Annotated in this window: 18 protein-coding genes and 1 pseudogene; 10 read left to right on the forward strand and 9 right to left on the reverse strand. The window is 75.5% G+C overall.

Annotation, left to right across the window (positions count from 1 at the left end; translation table 11 throughout):
• Positions 1-23: 23 nt before the first annotated feature.
• Positions 24-596, forward strand: coding sequence for a hypothetical protein (locus tag CLV37_RS12080; protein WP_170127218.1), 573 nt, complete (start codon positions 24-26; stop codon positions 594-596).
• Here CLV37_RS12080 and CLV37_RS12085 read toward each other — a convergent pair.
• The 3 genes from CLV37_RS12085 to CLV37_RS12095 all read right to left on the reverse strand — a co-directional run bounded on the left by CLV37_RS12085 (position 574) and on the right by CLV37_RS12095 (position 1,977).
• The gene (locus CLV37_RS12085; RefSeq protein ID WP_106210574.1) at positions 574-1,221 is read right to left on the reverse strand and encodes a PadR family transcriptional regulator; all 648 of its coding nucleotides are present in this window, start codon (positions 1,219-1,221) and stop codon (positions 574-576) included. The two genes, CLV37_RS12080 and CLV37_RS12085, sit on opposite strands and share 23 nt — an antisense overlap.
• Before the next feature lie 88 nt (positions 1,222-1,309).
• Positions 1,310-1,699 carry a VOC family protein gene (locus CLV37_RS12090; RefSeq protein WP_106210790.1) on the reverse strand — a complete coding sequence of 130 codons (390 nt, stop codon included), beginning with the start codon at positions 1,697-1,699 and terminating at the stop codon, positions 1,310-1,312.
• Complete coding sequence (locus tag CLV37_RS12095) at positions 1,696-1,977, reverse strand: ArsR/SmtB family transcription factor (RefSeq protein WP_106210576.1); 282 nt, start codon at positions 1,975-1,977, stop codon at positions 1,696-1,698. Before CLV37_RS12095 ends, CLV37_RS12090 begins: the two co-directional genes overlap by 4 nt.
• A gap of 101 nt (positions 1,978-2,078) precedes the next feature.
• Between CLV37_RS12095 and CLV37_RS12100 the strand changes: the two genes are divergently transcribed.
• A complete protein-coding gene (locus tag CLV37_RS12100) occupies positions 2,079-3,752 on the forward strand; it encodes an acyltransferase (RefSeq protein WP_245885372.1) in 1,674 nt (557 codons plus the stop codon).
• A 143-nt stretch (positions 3,753-3,895) separates the two neighbouring features.
• Here CLV37_RS12100 and CLV37_RS12105 read toward each other — a convergent pair whose 3' ends face one another.
• From CLV37_RS12105 to CLV37_RS12120, 4 genes are all read right to left on the reverse strand, one after another.
• Positions 3,896-6,199: a beta propeller repeat protein gene (locus CLV37_RS12105; protein ID WP_106210578.1), complete on the reverse strand. Its 2,304-nt coding sequence runs from the start codon at positions 6,197-6,199 to the stop codon at positions 3,896-3,898.
• Between the two features lie 6 nt (positions 6,200-6,205).
• The gene (locus tag CLV37_RS12110; RefSeq protein ID WP_106210580.1) at positions 6,206-6,400 is read right to left on the reverse strand and encodes a hypothetical protein; all 195 of its coding nucleotides are present in this window, start codon (positions 6,398-6,400) and stop codon (positions 6,206-6,208) included.
• 155 nt (positions 6,401-6,555) lie between these two features.
• Complete coding sequence (locus tag CLV37_RS12115) at positions 6,556-8,142, reverse strand: N-acyl-D-amino-acid deacylase family protein (RefSeq protein ID WP_106210582.1); 1,587 nt, start codon at positions 8,140-8,142, stop codon at positions 6,556-6,558.
• 10 nt (positions 8,143-8,152) lie between these two features.
• Positions 8,153-9,421: a type III PLP-dependent enzyme domain-containing protein gene (locus CLV37_RS12120; RefSeq protein ID WP_106210584.1), complete on the reverse strand. Its 1,269-nt coding sequence runs from the start codon at positions 9,419-9,421 to the stop codon at positions 8,153-8,155.
• Positions 9,422-9,490: 69 nt separating this feature from the next.
• Between CLV37_RS12120 and CLV37_RS12125 the strand changes: the two genes are divergently transcribed.
• The 4 genes and pseudogenes from CLV37_RS12125 to CLV37_RS29000 all read left to right on the forward strand — a co-directional run.
• The gene (locus tag CLV37_RS12125) at positions 9,491-10,417 is read left to right on the forward strand and encodes a sugar kinase (protein ID WP_146149381.1); all 927 of its coding nucleotides are present in this window, start codon (positions 9,491-9,493) and stop codon (positions 10,415-10,417) included.
• Complete coding sequence (locus CLV37_RS12130) at positions 10,414-11,178, forward strand: IclR family transcriptional regulator (RefSeq protein WP_106210588.1); 765 nt, start codon at positions 10,414-10,416, stop codon at positions 11,176-11,178. The genes CLV37_RS12125 and CLV37_RS12130 overlap by 4 nt, the downstream gene beginning before the upstream one ends.
• Positions 11,175-11,591, forward strand: coding sequence for a RidA family protein (locus CLV37_RS12135; protein ID WP_106210590.1), 417 nt, complete (start codon positions 11,175-11,177; stop codon positions 11,589-11,591). The genes CLV37_RS12130 and CLV37_RS12135 overlap by 4 nt, the downstream gene beginning before the upstream one ends.
• 183 nt (positions 11,592-11,774) lie before the next feature.
• Positions 11,775-12,050: pseudogene (locus tag CLV37_RS29000) on the forward strand (anthrone oxygenase family protein); the annotation flags it as partial.
• Positions 12,051-12,085: 35 nt separating this feature from the next.
• On the opposite strand, the gene CLV37_RS12145 reads toward CLV37_RS29000, so the two are convergent.
• Both CLV37_RS12145 and CLV37_RS12150 read right to left on the reverse strand, forming a co-directional pair.
• Positions 12,086-13,486 carry a putative bifunctional diguanylate cyclase/phosphodiesterase gene (locus CLV37_RS12145; RefSeq protein ID WP_106210591.1) on the reverse strand — a complete coding sequence of 467 codons (1,401 nt, stop codon included), beginning with the start codon at positions 13,484-13,486 and terminating at the stop codon, positions 12,086-12,088.
• 43 nt (positions 13,487-13,529) lie between these two features.
• Positions 13,530-14,117 carry a histidine phosphatase family protein gene (locus tag CLV37_RS12150; RefSeq protein ID WP_106210593.1) on the reverse strand — a complete coding sequence of 196 codons (588 nt, stop codon included), beginning with the start codon at positions 14,115-14,117 and terminating at the stop codon, positions 13,530-13,532.
• Positions 14,118-14,197: 80 nt separating this feature from the next.
• On the opposite strand from CLV37_RS12150, the gene CLV37_RS12155 reads away from it, so the two are divergent.
• Genes CLV37_RS12155 through CLV37_RS12170 form a run of 4 tightly spaced genes read left to right on the forward strand, consistent with a single transcriptional unit; the run spans position 14,198 to position 18,805 of the window.
• Positions 14,198-15,274: a substrate-binding domain-containing protein gene (locus tag CLV37_RS12155; protein WP_106210595.1), complete on the forward strand. Its 1,077-nt coding sequence runs from the start codon at positions 14,198-14,200 to the stop codon at positions 15,272-15,274.
• A gap of 46 nt (positions 15,275-15,320) precedes the next feature.
• Positions 15,321-16,316 (forward strand): hydroxyacid dehydrogenase, encoded by a 996-nt coding sequence (locus CLV37_RS12160; RefSeq protein ID WP_106210597.1) that lies wholly within the window; start codon positions 15,321-15,323, stop codon positions 16,314-16,316.
• A 58-nt stretch (positions 16,317-16,374) separates the two neighbouring features.
• Positions 16,375-18,267, forward strand: a complete 1,893-nt coding sequence (locus CLV37_RS12165) for a DUF2264 domain-containing protein (RefSeq protein WP_106210599.1) — start codon at positions 16,375-16,377, stop codon at positions 18,265-18,267.
• A gap of 1 nt (position 18,268) precedes the next feature.
• Positions 18,269-18,805 (forward strand): beta-class carbonic anhydrase, encoded by a 537-nt coding sequence (locus tag CLV37_RS12170; RefSeq protein WP_106210601.1) that lies wholly within the window; start codon positions 18,269-18,271, stop codon positions 18,803-18,805.
• The last annotated feature ends 54 nt before the right edge of the window (positions 18,806-18,859 follow it).

The following is an 18,859-nucleotide window of genomic DNA, read 5'->3' on the forward strand; positions in this document are numbered from 1 at the left end:
AAGCCAGAAGGGCGGTGTGCGTCGTGCCGGTGACCCGGGCCTACGTCGTGCTCCCGACGACCCCGGCGGACCTGCCGGTCCTCGAGACGTGCCTCGAGCACCTGGTGGCGGCCGCGGACGAGAGCGCCGCCGCCGGGACCCCCACGACGATCGTCGTGTCGACCTCGGCCGGCGCCGCGGCGCTGCGGCCCGTGCTGCGCAGCTGGGCGCCGCTGGTGAACCTGCTCGACGACGTCGAGCTCACGGTCCGGCACCACCACGGGGCGACGGGCCGCGGCGACCTGCGGGCCCGGTCGGCCCGGGCGCTGGCGGCCCGCGTCCGGCACGCGGGCTCGACCGTGGTGCTGACCACCACGACCGACGTGGTGGTCGCCCCCGAGTGGGTCACCGAGCACGTGCGCCACCACCTCGACGGCGCGAGGGCCTCCACCGGCCCCGTCCGCGGGGGCGGACCGGTGCACGAGGTGGCGGTCAACCTCGCGGCGCGCGCCGACCTGCTGCCCGCGCTCCTGCGGGACGGGCGGCAGGTGCCGCTGGTGCACGCCCTCAGCCCCGTCGTGGCGACCCCGAGGGTCATCCTTCCGGCGTCTCCCTGAGGTCCTCGGCCAGGATCGCGAGCAGCTCCCGGCGCGCCTTCTCCAGGACGTCGCCCGCTCGCCGGACGTCGCCCGCCCGGCCGGAGACCTCGATCTGCTTGTACGTCATGGCCAGCGCCGCGAGCTGACGACGGAACTCGTGCACCCGCTCGCGGTCGGGACCGCCGTCGAGCGTCTCCCACGGCGGCGGGGTGTCGCCGTACTCCCGCTCGACGTACGCCCGGCCCTCGTCGGTCAGGGTGAACTGCTTGGGGTCGGCGGGGTCCGCCGCGACCAGCCCCTCGTCCTGCAGCTGCTGCAGGATCGGGTAGACCGAGCCGGGGCTGGGCTTCCACTCCCCCTCGCTGCGGCGGGTGACCTCGCCGATGATGCGGTACCCGTTGCTGGGGCCCTCGCCGAGCAGGACGAGGACGGCCGCGCGGACGTCGCCGCGCGGGCGCCGGCCCCCGCCGCGCCCGGGACCGCCGCGGCCGCGGCCCTCGAAGCCGAACCCGCCCAGGTCGAACGGAAAACCGGGGCCGAACCCGCCGAACGGGCCGCCCCCACCGGGCCGGTGGCCGCGGGCGTGCTCGAACTGCCCGCCCCAGCCGCCGGGGAACCCTCGTGCGAACTTGTCGCCTCTCATGGCTGCACCTCCGTGTCATCACGGGGCCGAGTGCCTCGCGATGCCTCAACGATATATCGCTACTGTGCGGAAGTGAAGAGGTGGGCGACTACGGGTTCACCGACTGGATCTGGACCAGGTTGCCGACGGTGTCGTCGAGGACGGCCGTGGTGACCGGCCCCAGCACGGTGGCCGGCTGGGTGAAGACGACCCCGAGGGCCGCCAGCCGTGCCGCCTCGGCCCGCGCGTCGGCCACGACGAAGGACGTGCACGGGATCCCGTCGGCGACCAGGGCGGCGGCGAAGGCGCGGGCGGCGGGGTGCTCGTCCGGCTCGAGGACGAGCTCGGCGCCGTCCGGGTCCTCGGGCGAGACGACGGTCAGCCACCGGTGCTCCCCCAGCGGCACCTCGACCTTCTTCACGAAGCCCAGGACCCCGGTGTAGAACTCCAGCGCCCGGTCCTGGTCCTGCACGAACACGCTCGTGTACGCGATCCTCACGACGGCCTCCACCTCTGCTCGACGTCCCGCACGAACTCCTCCAGCGGCGAGGTGTCCAAGTTCAGGAAGGTGTAGCGGCCCTCGCGGCGCGCCACGACGAGCCCGGCCTCCTGCAGGACCGCGAGGTGCTGGGAGACCGCCTGCCGGGACGACCCCGAGCCGTGGTTCTCGATCAGCCGCACCCGCAGCTCGAAGAGCGTCTGCCCGCTGCGCGCGGTCAGCTCGTCGAGGATCGCGCGACGGGTCGGGTCCGCCAGCGCCCTGAACACCTCGTCCACCGTTCACGAAGTTAGGCAAGTACGAACTTGCCTGTCAAGGACGGGCTCCTGGTGCTAGCGTGGCGGCAAACGCTTTCCCGACTCCAACGGTGGAGGACCCGGTGACCATCGACCTCAGCACCCCGGACAGCACCTCCCGCAGCGGCCCACCCGCGCGCGGGGCGCACGGTCTGGACGTCGAGCCCTGGCGCTTCCGGCGCGAGGCGACCGACGCGGAACGCGCGGCCCAGCGCGAGTTCACGGCCGCGCACGCCTGGACCCTCGGTGAGGACTGCTTCGTCTCCCCGCTGGCCGCCGTCGAGACCGAAGACCTCACCCTCGGCGAGCGCACCTACGTCGCCGCCAACGCCTACGTCAGCGGGTCGGTGCGCCTCGGTGCGGACTCCACCGTCAACGTCGGCGCCGTCGTGCGCGGGAACGTCACCGGCGGCGACGGGGTCCGCATCGGAGCCCACACGTCCCTGCTCGGTTTCAACCACGGCATCGAGCCGGGCACCGAGGTGTTCCGGCAGCCGCTCAGCTCGCGCGGGATCGTCGTCGGCGACGACGTGTGGATCGGGTCGCACGTCGTCGTCCTCGACGGCGTGCACGTCGGCGACCACGCGGTGCTCGCGGCCGGGGCCGTCGTGACGAAGGACGTGCCCGCGGGCGCGATCGTCGGCGGGAACCCCGCCCGCCGGATCCGCTGGCGGGTTCCCCCCGCCGGGTCCTCCGACGACCTGGCCGCCGCGCTGACCGCGTTCGAACGGCGGGCGCGGTCCCAGGCCGGTGACGTGCTCGCGCGGTGCTGGGACCCCGCGCTGCCGGGCGGGCAGTTCGTCGACCGCCCCGGCGCGGGCCCCACCGTGCGCGCCCAGTGCGACGCCCTGGAGGTCGCGGCGTACCTGCTCGACGGCGCACCCCCGCAACTGCCGCTGGAGGAGCAGCTGACGCGGCTGCAGGGGCTTCAGGACCCGGGGAACGGGCTCGTCGCGCTGTTCGACGCCGACGGGCACCCGGTCCCGGGCACCCCCGACCCCGGCGACGGGAACGTGCTCTACCACCTCCTGTGCGTCGGGTACGCGCTCGACCTGCACGGCCGGGAGTTCGCGCACCCCGTGCGGTACGTCGCGCAGATGACCCCCGCCGACCTCCTGGCGCACCTGGCGGCGTTGCCGTGGACCACGCGCGCCTGGGGCGCCGGGGCCTGGGTCGACGCGATCGGGACGGCGTTCCGCTGGAACCTCGCCCGCGACGAACCCGGGGCGCCCGGCACCCTCGAGGCGCTGTTCGGCTGGCTCGCCCTCCACGCCGACCCGCGCACGGGCGCCTGGGGCACCGCGGCCGCCGGAGAAGGGGCGCTGCAGGTCGTCAACGGTTTCTACCGCGCCTCGCGCGGGACGTTCGCGCAGTTCGGGGTGCCCCTGCCCCACCCCGAGCGCCTCGTCGACACCGTCCTGGCCCACCTGCGCGACGAGCAGGTGTTCGCCCCCGACCGCCGCAACGCCTGCAACGTCCTCGACGTCGCCCACCCGCTGTGGCTGGCCGGCAAGCAGACCGCCCACCGGCGCGCCGAGGTCGTCGAGGCGGCCCGCGGCCTGCTCGCCGAGGCGCTGCGGCACTGGCGCGACGGGCAGGGTTTCGCCTTCGCCGTCGGCCGCGGACCGGGGCTGCAGGGCACCGAGATGTGGCTGGCCATCGTGTGGTTGCTGGCCGACCTGTGCGGGTTCTCCGACGTGCTCGGGTACCGGCCCCGCGGGGTGCACCGGCCGGAGGCGGCGTTGTCTCCGACCTGACCCCGCCCCCACCGCGATCGAGGAACCCGCCACGGCGATCGAGGGAGTTCAGTGCGTCGAAGGCGGTGCGGCCGTCCTCGATCGCGGTGCTGGGGTGCACCGGCCGGAGGCGGCGCCGTCGTTGCGGTGGACGGGCCCCTCGCTCAGCCCAGGTCGGCGCGCCAGAGCGAGCGGCCGTAGGTCGTCAGGAGGATCGTCCCGCCGATGTCCGCGGGGTGCGCCGCGTAGCGCAGGTCGGCGCAGTGCGGTCGCGCCGGCAGTCCCTCACCGGCCCGCTGCCAGGTCTGCCCGTCGTCCCTGCTCACGTAGGCGGTGGAGTCCAGCGCGAGGAGGACCCCGCGCGCGAGCCGGGTGCCCGGTGCCTCGACGGTCGTGCAGCCGTAGACCGGCTCGTTGGGCAGGCCCAGACCGAGGGTCGGGCTCCACGAGGTGCCGTCGCTGGCGAGGACGTACGTCGTGGGCGGGACGGGCAGCGGGAGCGGCGGCAGGGGGCCCACCGGACCGGTGCGGGTCTCCACCGCCCCGACGAGGACCACGAGTTGCGTCCCGTCGCTGAACCCCACGACCCGGACGACGGCGCCGCCGGCCATGACCCGGCCGGGCCCGGTCTTCGGCAGGGTCACCGTCTGCTCGGTGACGGTGCCGGCGGCGGGGTCGACGACGTACAGCTTCCCGGACTGCGTACCCACGAGGACCTGGAACCCGAGCACCGAGCCGAGCGCGGTGGCGGACTGCCCCGCCGGCAGCGTCCCGAGCAGTTCGAGGGTGTGGACGGGAGGCGTGGCCCCGTCCCCGAACAGCCCGTACACGGCCACGCCGGTCGCGACGACCGCGAGCATGAGCGACCCGTCGGCGTTGCGGCGGGTCGGGACGAGGACGGGTTCGCCCACCGGTCCGACGACACCACCCGGATCGGGCGCGGGGCGCGTCACCGGCACCGTTCCCGCCGCGTCGGCGACCGCCGTGCCCATGACGTTGCGCACGAGGGCCCCGTCGGCGAGCACGGCGTTCCACCCGCCGTCCCCACCGTCGACCTTGCGCCACGGCGTGAGCGGCTGGAGCGTGCAGGTGACGTTGCCGTTGTCCTGCAGGCCGGTGGCCACGACACCGGGCAGCGCGGCCGAGGCCCCCGCGGAGCCGTAGAACTGGCGGATCAGGCCGGAGTAGCACTGCAGGGTCGGCAGGCCCCGGTTCGCGGCGCTGCTGAAGGCGTCGGGCTGCAGCCCGAGGAAGCGGTCGAGGTCCACCCGCAGCAGGCCGCCGTCGCTGCCCACGAGCAGGGAACCGATGGAGTCGGGCACGTCCTGGGTGAAGAGCAGGGCGTGCAGGTCGGAGTGGCTGTGGACCGGGTCGGTGACGAGCCGCCAGGTCGCCCCGGAGTCGAGGGTGAGGAAGGGACCGGCGCGCCAGCCGAGCGCCGCCATCCCCACGTTGCCCGGGTGCGCGGCGATCCGGTTGTTCCAGTCCCCGCCCTGGTCCCCCGCGCGCAGGTGCAGCAGGTCCAGGGGCCCGGTCGCGTCGACCATCAGGGCGTCGCAGTACGTCCAGTTCCGCCCCCCGTCGGTCGAGCGCTGGACCGAGCTGAGCCGGCCGTCCGGCCAGGCGGTGCACGACCACACGACGTTCGGGCGCCCGGCGCAGGAGGAGACCGACGACGTCCCGCAGTTCGCGAAGAAGACCGGGCCGGCGTCGGTGCCGTCGTCGTAGGCGACCTGCGCCCGCTCGAAGGCGAGTTCTCCCGCCACCCAGCGACCGGTGTAGAGGCCACCGCCGCCGGAACCGGCCGCCGAGACGAGGATGTCGTCGGGGTCCTCCAGCCGGGCGCGTTCCGTGCGCCCGCTGCGCGAGGCGACCGCGACGTCCCAGAACCCCGTGGCGCACGGGACGTCGAACGTCGCGGCGCGCCAGGTGTACGGCGCTCGCGGGGGGTCTCCCGGCGCGAGGCGCGAGGCGGGCACGACCGCCCAGAAGACGCCGCCGGTGCCGTTCGGGCTCGCGGAGCACGCGACGACGATCGTGCGGCGCGCGGGCAGCACGACGATGCGCCGGACGAGCCCCGCGTCGGGTGGGAACCCCGGGACGACGCTCCAGCTCAGCAGGGCCGCAGTGGCTCCCGGGTCGGTCTCGAGCAGGACGCCCGCGGCGCCGTCCTCGGCGCTGGAGTACCGCTTGGAGCAGCCGGCGAACAGGTGCCGGGGGCCGTCCGGCCCCACGGCCAGGGCCTCGACGTCCGGGGTGTCCCAGGTGTCGCTCAGGGGCAGCCCGTTGCCCGAACCCACGACCGCCCACACGCCGCCGGTCTCCGTGGCGATCACCACGCCGTCCGGGGTGTCGCTCAACTGCACGACGTCGCTCACGTGCCCCGAGTGCCAGGCGTCGGCCGGCTCGTCGATCGAGATGCCCGACAGCGTCGCCTGGTGCCACCGGATGGTCGGGTCGTCGGCCACGGCGGGTCAGCGCCCCGACCGTGCCGCGCGCCGGACCCGGTGGACGAGCGGGGGTGTGAGCAGCAGCACCCCCAGCACGAGCGGCACGAGCACCAGGAGCACCTCGAGCGCCCCGGAGCCGGCGTCCGGTGCGAACCCCAGGGTCCTCTCGATCCAGTCCTCCGGCAGCAGCGCCAGCGCCAGCCCGAGGAGGACCAGCACGACCCCCGAGGCGGTGCGTGCGGTTCGACGACGAGTCCTGCCCTGCTCGACCATCTCTTCCCCAGACCCCGGGCGCACCCGGCCGTCGCAGTGGAACCCAGTGGATGGCGGATCGTGTTCGCGTCGACGAGTGTGGGGCAGCCGCGAGGAGGGCGTCAACACTCCCGGCCGTGCCGCAGCGACCGCCCCGGCACGGCGTCGGTCCGCACCCCGTCGGCCACCACGGGAACCCCGCCGAGGAACACGTGCGGGATCCCCACGGCCTGCCGCCGGGGGTGCTCGAACGTCGCGCCCGCGGCCACCGTGGACGGGTCGAACAGCACCAGGTCGGCGACGGCGCCGGGCCGCAGCACCCCCCGGTCCGTCAACCCCAGCCGGCGCGCGGGCCGCGAGGTCAGGTGCGCCACGCACTCCTCCAGCCCCAGGACCCGCTCCTCGCGCACGTAGTGGCCCAGGTAGTGCGCGAACGTCCCCCAGGCGCGGGGGTGGGGTTTCGCGCCGACGAGCAGGCCGTCGCTGCCGCCCGTGTGCCGGGGGTGCCTCATGATGGCGCGGACGTTCTCCTCGTGGCCGACGTGCTGCAGGATCGTCGTGCCCAGCCGGTCGCGGCGCAGCAGGTCGGCGAACACGTCGAACGGTTCCGCGCCCCGCTCGCGGGCGAGGCCGGCGATCGTGGACCCGACCACGGCGTCGAGTTCGCGGTGCCGCACCCCGGAGACCTGCAGCGTGTCCCACTCGGCGACGACGCCGTGGCACCCGTCGGACCCGGTGACCTCCAGCGCGTCCCGGATCCGTTCCCGCGCCTGCGGGTCGTCCAGCCGGCGCAGGGTCTCGGACGGCCCGCCCGCCGAGGCCCAGCTCGGCAGCACGGCCGCCAGCGTCGTCGATCCCGGCAGGTAGGGGTAGGTGTCGAGGGTGACGTCGATCCCCTCGGCCAGCGCCCGGTCGACCAGGGCCAGGAACTCCGGCGCGCGCCCGGCGTTGACCGCGAAGTTCATCGTGGCGTGCGTCAGGTGCAGCGCGGCCCCGGACCGGCGGGCCACCTCGACCACCTCCGCGTACGCCTCCAGCGCGCCCCGGCCGTAGGACCGCTGGTGCGGGGCGTAGAAACCCCCGTGCCGCGCGACGACCTCGCACAGCACCACGAGTTCGTCGGTGTCGGCGTACATCCCGGGGGTGTAGGTGAGACCGCTGGACATCCCGAAGGCCCCCTCGGCCATCCCGGCCGCCACGAGCTCCTGCATGCGCACGAGTTCCGCCGGGGTCGCCGCGCGGTCGGAGGTGCCCACGACGACCATCCGCACGGTGCCCTGCGGCACGAGGTACGCGACGTTGACGGCGGTCCCGGCGTCGACGCGGTCGAGGTACTCCCCCACGGTGCGCCAGTCCCAGTCGAGGTCGGGGACCCCGTTCCAGCCGGCGAGCTGCTCGCGCAGCACGTCCAGGGCCGCGTCGTCGACGGGGGCGTAGCTCAGCCCGTCCTGCCCGACGACCTCCGTGGTGACGCCCTGCGTCGTCTTCGCCAGGTGCTGCGGGTCGGTGAGGACGGCGAGGTCGGAGTGCGCGTGCAGGTCGATGAAACCTGGCGCCAGGACGAGCCCGGACGCGTCGAGGACCCGGGCCCCGGCCGTCTCGACCGTGCCGACCTCGGCGATGCGCCCGTCGACGACGAGCAGGTCCCCCCGGCGGGCGGGCGATCCGGTCCCGTCGACCACCGAGGCCCCGCGGACGAGGAGGTTCACGCGGCGCCCCTCACCCGAACTCCGTGCGCACCCAGTCGACGAGCACGGGCTGCGCCGCGCGGGCGTCGTCGACGACGGGCAGCAGCCCCCACTTGTCGAACGTCGTGCAGGGGTGCGACAACCCCAGCCGCAGCACGTCCCCGACGCGCAGGTCGAGCTCGGCGGGGAACCGCACGAACGCGTGCTGGTCGTTCAGGGCGCTCACCGCGAACTCCTCGACGGGAACCGTGTCGCCGGAACCGGCGCGGCGGACGGCCTGGACGACGGGCAGCCCCTCGTCGAAGGGCAGGTCCCGCTTGCCCGCGTCGGCCAGGGCGAGGCCGGGTTCGGGCCGGGAGACGACGCGCACCCAGCCGTGCACCGCCGACCGCAGTTCCCCCGCGTCGAGCCGGCCCATCGGCGTGATGGAGCGGTAGAAACCGTCGTCGTGGGCGACGTACGCCCCCGACCGCAGCACGACCCGCACGCCGCCGGCCGGGTCGTGCAGCCCGGCGAGGACGTCGGCGACGAGGTCGAAGTACGCGCTGCCCCCGGCGGACACGACGATCCCGCCGGGCACGGGCGGGTACAGCCCCTCGGCGAGCAGGCGGCGGTGCAGCCCGGCCAGGTCGGACAGGTACGTGCGCACCACGGTCAGGCTCGCGGGCGAGGCGTCGTGCGCGAAGGCGCCCTCGTACCCGGCCACCCCCGCCAACCGCAGCCCCGGGGTGCCGGCCACGGCGCGGGCGACCTCGACGGCGGCGGCGGTGGACCGGGCCCCGGTGCGCCCGCCGAACCCGCCGAGCTCGACGAGGACGTCGAGGGGTTGCGCGGCGCCGGCGACGTGCGGGGCCATCGCGGCGACGACGTCGACCGAGTCCGCCCACACCAGCACGCGGGAGGAACGGGGTGAGGAGAGCCAGCGCAGCACCGCGGGGTCGAGCACCGGGTAGGCCGCCATGACCCAGTCGAAACCCTCGCGCAGCGCCACCGTGAGCTGCCAGGGCGTCGCGACCGTCAGGCCCAGGGCCCCGGCCTCGCGCTGCGCCCGCCAGAGGGCGGGAGCCATGGTCGTCTTGCCGTGCGGGGCGAGGTCGACGCCGACCTCGCGCGTCCACCGCTGCAGGGTCTCGACGTTGGAGGTCAACGCGCCCGCGTCGAGCGTCACGAGCGGGGTCGGCAGGTCGGCCAGCCCCGGCCGGTTCGCCGCGAACTCGGCGGCGTCGCGGCCCCAGGCCGTCACGGGGACGGCTTTGAAGCGGGGGTCGAGGGCGCCCAGGACGTCCGCGTCGTACACCATCGAACTCCTCCGTTGCACGCTGCACAACGCGCGTTGCGTCTCTTGGACGCCTCGTTCTAGCATCGCCGCGTGTCCCGGTCAAAGGTCGTCTGCGTCGGCGAGGCGATGGTCGTCCTGACCCCCGCGCACGACGTCCCCCTCGCCGACGCGGACACCTTCGTCCGGTCCGTGGGCGGGGCCGAGCTCAACGTCGCGCTCACCCTCGGCCGCCTCGGCGTCGACGTCGCCTGGCTCTCCCGCCTCGGCGACGACGGGTTCGGCGACCACGTCCTGGACCTCGCGCGCGAGAACTCCGTCGACGTCGGCGCCGTCGAACGCGACCCGCACCGCCCGACGGGGTTGTACGTCAAGGCCCCCGGCACCGCGCCGGACGGATCCCGACGTTCGCGCATGCACTACTACCGCAACGGCTCCGCCGCCTCGGCCCTGACCCCCGGGTTCCTCGACGGGGACGTCGTGACCGGTCTGCTCGCGGCGGCGGGAACCGTCCACGTCAGCGGGATCACCGCCGGCCTGTCCGACTCCGCCGCCCGGTTCTGCGCCGAGCTCACCCGGCGGGTCCGGGGCACGGGCGCCGTCCTGTCGGTCGACCTGAACCACCGCCCCGCGCTGTGGCGCGACCGCGACGACACCCCGCTGCGCGACCTCGCCCGGGCCGCCGACGACCTGCTGCTCGGCGCCGACGAGGCCCGCGCCGTGTTCGGCACCGACGACCCCGCGGACCTGCGCGCCCTGTTCCCCGGCGCCCGGCGGGTCCTGCTCAAGCAGGAGGAGCACGGGGTCCTCGTCCTGGAACCGGGGACCCCCGACCGGCACGTGCCCGCCCTGGCCGTGGACGTCGTCGAACCCGTCGGCGCGGGCGACGCCTTCGCGGCCGGCTACCTCGCGGGCCTGGTCCGCGAACTCCCCGTCGACGACGCCGTCCGCCTGGGGCACCGTTGCGCCGCAGCCGCTCTCGTCGTGCGCGGCGACCGGCCGGAACACGTCCCCCGGTGAGCCAGAGCCTGGCCCGCGCCCTGCGCCTGCTCGACCTCGTCGCCGACGGCACGTCGACGCTGACCGACCTCGCCGAGGCCACGGGCAGCCACAAGAGCACCGTCCTGCGCCTGCTGCGCGACCTCGAGGACCACGGCCTCGTCCAGCACGGCGCGGACCACCGCTACGTCCTGGGCCCGCACCTGTTCCGGCTCGCCGCGCAGGCCCTCGACGACCTCGACGTGCGCTCCACGGCCGCCCCGCGGCTGCGGGAACTGCGCGACACCGTGCGCCAGACCGTGCACGTCGCGGTGTTCGACGGCCGGCGCGCCACGTACGTCGACAAGCTCGAACCGCGCGAGGCCCCCGTCCGGATGGCCTCGCGCATCGGCAACCCCGTGCTCCTGCACTGCACCGCGGTCGGCAAGGTGTTCCTCGCCGCCCTGCCGCCCGAGGAGGCCGCCGCGCTGCTGGCGGCCGTCGAACGCCCCCGGCTGACCCCGCGCACGCTCGTGGACGTCGGGGACCTGCTGCGCGAGGTGGAGACGGTGCGCGCCGACGGGTGGGCGCAGGACCACGCCGAGAACGAGACCTTCGTGAACTGCGTCGCCGCCCCGGTGCACGGTCCCGACGGCCGGGTCCTGGCCGCGGTGTCCATCTCCGTGCCGGACGTGCTGCTGCCCCACGAGGCCGTGCTGGCGCTCGTGCCCCCGCTGTTGTCCGCGACCGCGGACATCTCCCGCGCCTGCGGGTACCGACCCCCCGAGGAGAGTCCACGATGAGCGACCGCCCGACCGACCGCACCGCCGTCACGACCACCGACGCCCCGGCACCTGCGCACACGTTCTCCCAGGGCGTCCGCAAGGGCCCGTTCCTGCAGGTCTCGGGCCAGGGGCCCGTCGACCCCGCCACGAACGAGTACCTGCACCCCGGCGACGTGAGGGCGCAGACGCTGCGGACCCTGCGCAACGTCGACGCCGTCCTGCGCGCGGGAGGCGCCACGTTCGACGACGTGGTCATGCTGCGCGTCTACCTCACGACCCGCGACGACTTCGCGGCCATGAACGAGGCCTACGGCGAGTACGTGACGCGCAACTGCGCCTCCGGGGTCCTGCCCGCCCGGACCACCGTCGTGACGGGTCTGCCGCGCGAGGAGATGCTCGTCGAGATCGACGCGCTCGCCGTGCTCGGCTGAGCCTGCCGGTCCTCGTGCGTGGGCGCCGGTGACGGTTGACTGGTTCCCGTGACCGGGATCTTGCAGACCCTCACCGCGCTCGCAGGCGCCGGTTGCCTCCTGGTGGCCGGCGTGTTCGCGGCGTTCACCTGGCTGGTGCTGCCGGCCCTCGCCCGCACCGGCGCGGCGGAGGCGGCCGCGACGATGCGGGCCGTCAACGTCGCCGCCGTCCGGGCGCCGTTCGTGGTGGCGCTGTTCGGCACCGGGGCCTGCTGCCTGCTGCTGGCCGTCCTGACCCTCGTCGCCGGGCGGCCGTGGCCGGCGCTCGGCTGCGCCCTCCACCTGCTCGGGTGCCTGGGGGTCACGATCGCGGGCAACGTCCCGCTCGACGACGCGCTCGCCCGGGGCCCCGTGCCGGACTTCGCGGCGTGGGCGCGGGCCTGGGGCCGGTGGAACACGGTCCGGCTGCTCGCCTGCCTGGCGGCGGCCGTCACGCTCTGGGCGACCTCGTGCGGTCAGTGGAGCTCGACGACCGCCGCGGCCAGCCCCTCGGCCCGCGCCCACGCCAGGGCCTGGGCCGGCGGCAGCGGCCGGGCGAAGAAGAACCCCTGCAGCTCGTCGCACCCCAGGGCCGACAACCGGTCGGCCGTCGCGAGCGTCTCGACGCCCTCGGCCACGACGACGAGACCGAGCCGGTGGGCCAGGGCGATGACGGAGGAGACGATGACGTCGTCCTCGGGGTGCAGGACGAGTTCGGAGACGAACTGCCGGTCGATCTTGAGCTCGTGCACGGCCAGGCCCCGCAGGTGGACCAGGCTCGTCGACCCGGCCCCGAAGTCGTCGACGGCGACCCGGACCCCGCGGGCGCGCAGGGCGGCGACCGTGGCCCGGGCCCCGGCGGGGTCGTGGATGATCGCGGTCTCGGTGATCTCCAGCACCAGGTCCTGCGGGGCCCACCGGGTCAGGGCGAGCGCCTCCTCGACGATGCCGAGCAGCCCGGCGTCCAGGCTCACGGCCGAGACGTTCACCGCCATCGACGTGTGCAGCCCCTGGGCCCGCCACGCCGCGCCCTGACGCAGCGCGGTGATCATGACCCAGCGGGTGAGGGCGTGGATGAGGTGCGTGCGCTCGACGAACGGCAGGAAGTCGGCCGGCTGCAGCAGACCCCGCGTGGGGTGCTCCCAGCGGACGAGCGCCTCGAAACCCAGCAGCCGGGCGCCGTCGCCGGACACCTTGGGCTGGTAGTGCAGGGTGAGGTGGTCCTCCTCCATGGCCGTGCGCAACTGCCCGAGGAGTTCCAGCCCGCCCGCGGAGTGCGGGTCGGTGGCGGCGTCGTAGCGCAGGACGCCGACGCGAGAACGCTTCGCGGCGTACATGGCGATGTCGGCGTGCTGCAGCAGTTCCCCGAGGGTGCGGCCGTCGGGGCCGGCCACGGCGATCCCGATGCTGCCCTGCAGGTCCAGCGGAACCACCCCGGCGTGGAAACCCCCGACCGCGAGCCCGGCCAGCAGCCGCTTGGCCACGACCTCCAGATCGGCGTCGCCGTCCGGTCCGGGGACCAGGACGGCGAACTCGTCCCCGCCCAGGCGGGTGATCGTGCCGCGGTCCCCGAGGGTTCCCGCGAGCACCCGCGAGACCTGGACGAGCACCTCGTCGCCCGCGGCGTGGCCCAGGGTGTCGTTGACGTCCTTGAACCCGTCGAGGTCGAGCAGCAGCAGGCCGAGGCCGGCGCCGCGGGCCAGCAGCGGCTCGGCGGTCTCGTGCAGGGCGCGGCGGTTGCCCAGACCCGTCAGCGGGTCGGTGCGCACGAGTTCGGCGCGGACGCGGTCGCGCTGGCGCACGACGACGGTGAGGGCGAGCGCGGACACCACGGTGACCAGGACGGCGAAGGCCCAGGCGTAGGTGGCTGCACTCACCCCGCTCCATCGGCACGCAGCGTCAGGAGTTGAGCCGACCGGGTCAGCCGACCGGGGGAACGCTCCAGCGCACCAGGACCTGCCGCTCGTGCTCGTGCCCCAGCTCCCCCCACGTCCCGGCCTCGAGGGCGAACAGCGCCCCGGCCGTGGGCGACAGGCCCAGCCAGGTCGCGAGCAGGACGCGCAGGAAGTGGCCGTGGGCGACGAGGACGACGTCGCGGTCCCCGTCCAGCGCGTTGGCGCGGCGCAGGACCGCACGGGCCCGGTTGGCGACCTCGTGGACGGTCTCACCCGGGGTGTCGCCGGGGACGACCCCGTCGTGCCACACCGACCAGGGCCGGCCGATCCCGGCCGAGATCTCCTCGGTGGTCCGGCCCTCGTAGCCGCCGTAGTCCCACTCGACGAGGTCCTCGTCCACCCGCGCACCGGTGAGGCCGGCGAGCTCGGCGGTGCGCCGGGCGCGCTGGCGGGGGCTGACGAGGACGGCCCCGATCGAGCGGCCGGCGAAGACGGGTGCGAGGTTCCTCGCCTGCTCCTCCCCCGCGGCCGTGAGCGGGACGTCGGTGCTGCCGGTGTGCTGGCCCGACAGGCTCCAGGCGGTCTGTCCGTGGCGGACGACGAGGATCGACACGTCGTGAGGCTACCGTTCGTGGGGCCCGATCGATCGACCAGTGCCGGTCGACGCCCCGCCCGACGCGCAGGAGCCCGGAGATGACCGAGACGACCGGACCGGCCCCCGACGGTCCGCTGGCCCGGCGGGAACGGATCGCGGCGCTGGTCGCCGCGCGCGGGACCGCCCGGGTCTCCGACCTGGCCGCCGAGCTGGGCGCCGCGCCCGTCACGGTGCGCCGCGACGTCGAGGCGCTGGCCCTGGCCGGGCGCCTGCACCGCCGGCACGGGGTCGTCAGCGCGGCCCGGCCGGACGCCACCGCGCTGGGGCGGGTCGTGGCGATCGGCGAACCCAGCGGGTACCTCGGCGAGATCCTGCGGGGCGCCGACGCGGCCGTGGCGGCGCACGGCGGGCGGTACGTGCTCGAGGTGGCCCGCGACGAGGCCTCCACCCGGGCCGCGGTCGAGCGCGCGGCCGGGGCGCCGGACGTGTCGGGGATCCTGTACGCCCCGCGCTGGCGCACCCCCGACGAGCTCGCCGCCGACGTCGTCGCCCGCACGTGCCCCCCGCACGTCCCGCTGGTCCTGGTGGAGCGCTTCGCCCCGCGCGGATCGCTGCTGGCGCAACGCGACGCGGTGCGCAGCGACCACGCGACGGGCGTGCACCAGGCCCTGTCGCACCTGCGCGCCAACGGCCACCGGCGCATCGTCGCGTTCTGCCGGGACGACTCCCCCACGGCCCGCACGCTGCGCGGGTGCTTCCCCGAGGCGCTGCGCTCGCTGGGGTTGCCGGTGCTGTCCGAGCCGCTGCTCAGCTCCGACGGCGCCGACCCCGCCCACCGCGCGCAGGCCCCCGACCCGGCCGAGGCCGTGCGGCGGCTGGGGGCGACGGCGTTGCTGGTCCACTCCGACACCGACGCGCTGTCCCTGGTGCCCCGGCTGGTGGGCGCGGGCCTGCGGGTGCCCGACGACGTGAGCGTCGTCGCCTACGACGACGTCGTGGCCGGGCTGGGGGACGTGCGGCTGTCGGCCGTGGCCCCGCCCAAGCGGGAGGTCGGGCGGGCCGCGGTGGACCTGCTCGCCTGGCGGGCCTCGGCCCCCGACGCCCCGTGCCGGCACCTGGAGATCGCCCCGCACCTCGTGGAGCGGCACAGCGTCCGACCGGTCGAGCAGCGGTGATCGATCGATCTTGACCCTGCGGTCGCGGCGCCGGGAACCTGTCCGCATGATCCGCGCCGCGCTCGCGATGAGCCGCACGAGCCACGACCGGGTCGTGGACGCCGACTTCCTGGACCGGCTGCGCCGCACGGTCGAGCTCGCCCCGGGAGTGCTCACCGAGTTCTCCAGCCCCGCCGCCCGCGCCGTCCTGGCCGACGTCGAGGTGCTCGTCACCAGCTGGGGGTGCCCGCGGCTGGACGCCGCCGTCCTGGCCGCCGCACCCCGGTTGCGGGCCGTCGTCCACGCCGCCGGGTCGGTGCGCGCCCACGTCGGGGAGGCCGCCTGGGACCGGGGCGTCGCCGTGTCCTCGGCCGCGGCCGCGAACGCCGTCCCCGTCGCGGAGTACACCCTCGCCGTCGTCCTGCTGGCCGGCAAGAGGGTGCTGGCCGCCGCGGACGAGTACCGGCGGCTGCGCAGCCGCGCCGCGACCGCCGTCGCCGAACGCGGCGGCAACCACGGCGCCACCGTCGGGGTCCTGTCGGCCTCCCTCGTGGGCCGGCGGGTCCTGGACCTGCTGCGGCCCTTCGACCTCGAGGTCCTCGTCCACGACCCCCACGTCCCCGACCGCGAACTGCGCGCGCTCGGCGCCGAACCCGTCGGCCTGCTCGAGCTCGCCGCGCGCAGCGACGTGTTCAGCATCCACACCCCCCTGCTGCCGGAGACCCGGGGCCTGGTCGACGCGCGCGTCCTGGCCGCGCTGCGCGACGGGGCGACGGTCGTCAACACCGCCCGCGGGGCCGTCGTCGACGCCGGCGCCCTGACCGCCGAACTGCTCTCGGGCCGGTTGTCGGCGGTCCTGGACGTCACCGACCCCGAACCCCTGCCGGCCGACTCACCGCTGTGGGAGTGCCGGAACGTCCTGCTGACCCCGCACGTGGCCGGCTCCCTCGGCAACGAGCTGCGCCGCCTGACGGACTGCGCCGCCGAAGAGGTCGAACGGTTCGCCGCCGGGCGGCCCTTCGCCCACCCCGTGACCCGGACCGCCCTGTCCCGCACCGCCTGACCCGCACCGCCCGACCCGCACCACCTGACCCGCACCGCCCGACCCTGGAGGACCACCCGTGCCACCGCTGTCCGCAGTCCCCGAGGACCGGGAACTGTCCCCCGTCACCGGCTGGACCCGCGAGCACTGGGTCGCCGCTGCCGACGACCTGCTGCTGGCCGTCCGGCCGTGGGCGACGCCGGGGTTCGCCCGCATCGACCTGCCCGGGGAACCGGCCCGGGCCGGGTGGGTCTCCGACGGTCTGGAGGGTTTCGCCCGCACGTTCCTGACGGCCGCGTTCCGGGTCGCCGGGTCCGGCGGCGACGACCCGCACGGGCACCTGGAGAACTACCGCCGCGGCCTGGTCGCCGGCACCCGGACGCCCGGCGCGGACGACGCCGAGAGCTGGCCCGTGATCCGGTCGATCCACGAGGGCGGGCAGCCCATCGTCGAGTCCGCCTCGATCGCCCTGGCCCTGGACTTCACGCGCGAGTGGTTGTGGGACAGGCTGTCTGAGGACGAGCAGGACCAGGTGGAGAACTGGCTGCGCGAGGCCCTGCGCCACGAACCCGCACCCAACAACTGGTACCTGTTCCCCCTGTCGGTCGCCTCGTTCCTCACCGGCGTCGGGCGCGGGGACGCCGAGACCGCACGGGCGGTCGAGCGGGCCCTGGAACTGCTGGAGGGCTGGTACCGCGGCGACGGCTGGTACTCCGACGGCGACGGGCGGATGTTCGACCACTACGTCGGCTGGGCCATGCACCTGTACCCGGTGCTGTACGCGCACCTGCGGGCCGAGGACGACCTCGCGAAGCGGTTCGGGGCGCGGTTGCAGGAGTTCCTGGCGACGTTCGTCCTGACGTTCGACGGCGACGGCTCACCCCTGCACCAGGGGCGGTCGCTCACCTACCGGTACGCGGCCGTCGGTTCCGTCGCGGTGGGGGCCCTGACCGGGGCGACCCCGTGGTCGCCGGGGGTGAGCCGGGCGGTCCTGTCGGGAGCCCTGAAGCACTTCACCGGGCGCAGCACCACCCCCGACGGCGTCCAGACCCGCGGCTGGTACGGACCGCACGCGGCGACCGTCCAGCCCTACTCCGGGCCCGCGTCGCCGTACTGGTCGTCCAAGGCGTTCACGGCGCTGCTCGCCGGCCCCGACCACCCGTTGTGGACCGCGACCGAGGAACCCGTGCCCGCCGCCGGTCCGGCGGCCACGACCCCGGTCCCGCCCGCCGGGTGGCTCGTGCAGTCCACGCCCGACGGCCTGGTCCGCGTGCACAACCACGGGTCGGACCACCACCGCCCCAGTCACCTCGCGGCCGTCGACCCGCTCTACGCGCGGCTGGCGTACTCCACACGGACGGGCCCGACGTCGGCGGGCAACGTCGCGGAGAACTCCGTGACCGTCACCGACCGCGGCCGGACCGGCGTTCGGAACTCCTTCGAGCCGCTGGGCACCGGGCCGGGGTGGGCGGCCAGCCGGCACCGGCCCGAGTTCACCGGCGGCGAGCTGCCCCAGGCCGCGGTCCTGTCGCTGGTCCTGGCCCACGACGCGTGGGAGGTCCGGGTCTTCCGCTTCGACGCCGTCCCGGCGGGTACGCCGGTCGCGGTCACGGGGTGGGCGCTGGCCGCCCGCGGGCCCGCCGACCTGCCCTCGACGGTCGAGGGGACCGCGGTCGTCCTGGGCGACGGCGCGCTCACCTCCCGGCTGGCCGCGGTGACCGGCTTCGACCGGGCCGACCTCGTGCGGGCCCCGGCGGGCACCGCCTACGGCGACTGGGCCCTCGTGCCCCGGCTGCGCGGCACCCTCGGGGCTCCGGGCGCTCTCGGCGTCGTCGTGGCCGCCCTGTCGGCGGCCGGCCCCGGCCCCGCGCCCGCCGTCGCGGTCGACGGCCAGACCGTCACCGCCGTCTTCGCCGACGGGCGCCGGGGGCGGGTGACCCTGGGCTCGGACGTCCCCCGCGTGGAGTGGTGAGATGTCCCCCGTGGATCCCTTCGCCGACGTCCTGACCGCCAACGCCGAGTACGCCGAGACCTTCGTCGACGACGGACGCCCCGGGGTCGCCGGGGTCGGGCTCGCCGTCATCACCTGCATGGACTCGCGCATCTCCCCGCTGGAGATGCTGGGCCTGAGCCCGGGTGACGCCAAGATCCTGCGCAACGCGGGCGCGCGCGTCACCGGGGACACCCTGCGCACGCTCGTCCTGGCCCACTACCTGCTGGGCGTGGAGCGCGTCCTGCTGCTGGCGCACACCGACTGCGGCATGACGAAGAACACCGACGCCGCCGTGCACGCCAAGGTGCTGGCCGCGGGCGTGGACACCCGCAGCATCGACTTCCGGACGATCTCCGACCAGCGCGCGACCCTCGTCCACGACGTGCAGCGCATCCGGTCCTGGCCGTTCCTGCCGCCGAAGATGCCCGTCGCGGGCGGGATCTACGACGTGCGGACGGGGAGGGTCGAGATCGTCGTCGACGCCGACGCGACGGCCGAGGACCTGCCGACGGCCTGAGCCGGCTCCGCCCGCACCCCACCCCGGCGGCCCGCTGAGGGGCGCGGTCGCCGG

The organism is Kineococcus rhizosphaerae (genome assembly GCF_003002055.1).
In the GTDB taxonomy this organism is placed as follows: domain Bacteria; phylum Actinomycetota; class Actinomycetes; order Actinomycetales; family Kineococcaceae; genus Kineococcus; species Kineococcus rhizosphaerae.

What these genes read in the sequence shown, in the direction of transcription:
- CLV37_RS12085 (WP_106210574.1), bottom strand. Translation starts at nt 1,221, where the DNA reads ATGAGAGGCGACAAGTTCGCACGAGGGTTCCCCGGCGGCTGGGGCGGG.
- CLV37_RS12120 (WP_106210584.1), bottom strand. Translation starts at nt 9,421, where the DNA reads ATGGTGTACGACGCGGACGTCCTGGGCGCCCTCGACCCCCGCTTCAAA.
- CLV37_RS12135 (WP_106210590.1), top strand. Translation starts at nt 11,175, where the DNA reads ATGAGCGACCGCCCGACCGACCGCACCGCCGTCACGACCACCGACGCC.
- CLV37_RS12155 (WP_106210595.1), top strand. Translation starts at nt 14,198, where the DNA reads ATGACCGAGACGACCGGACCGGCCCCCGACGGTCCGCTGGCCCGGCGG.
- CLV37_RS12160 (WP_106210597.1), top strand. Translation starts at nt 15,321, where the DNA reads ATGATCCGCGCCGCGCTCGCGATGAGCCGCACGAGCCACGACCGGGTC.
- CLV37_RS12170 (WP_106210601.1), top strand. Translation starts at nt 18,269, where the DNA reads ATGTCCCCCGTGGATCCCTTCGCCGACGTCCTGACCGCCAACGCCGAG.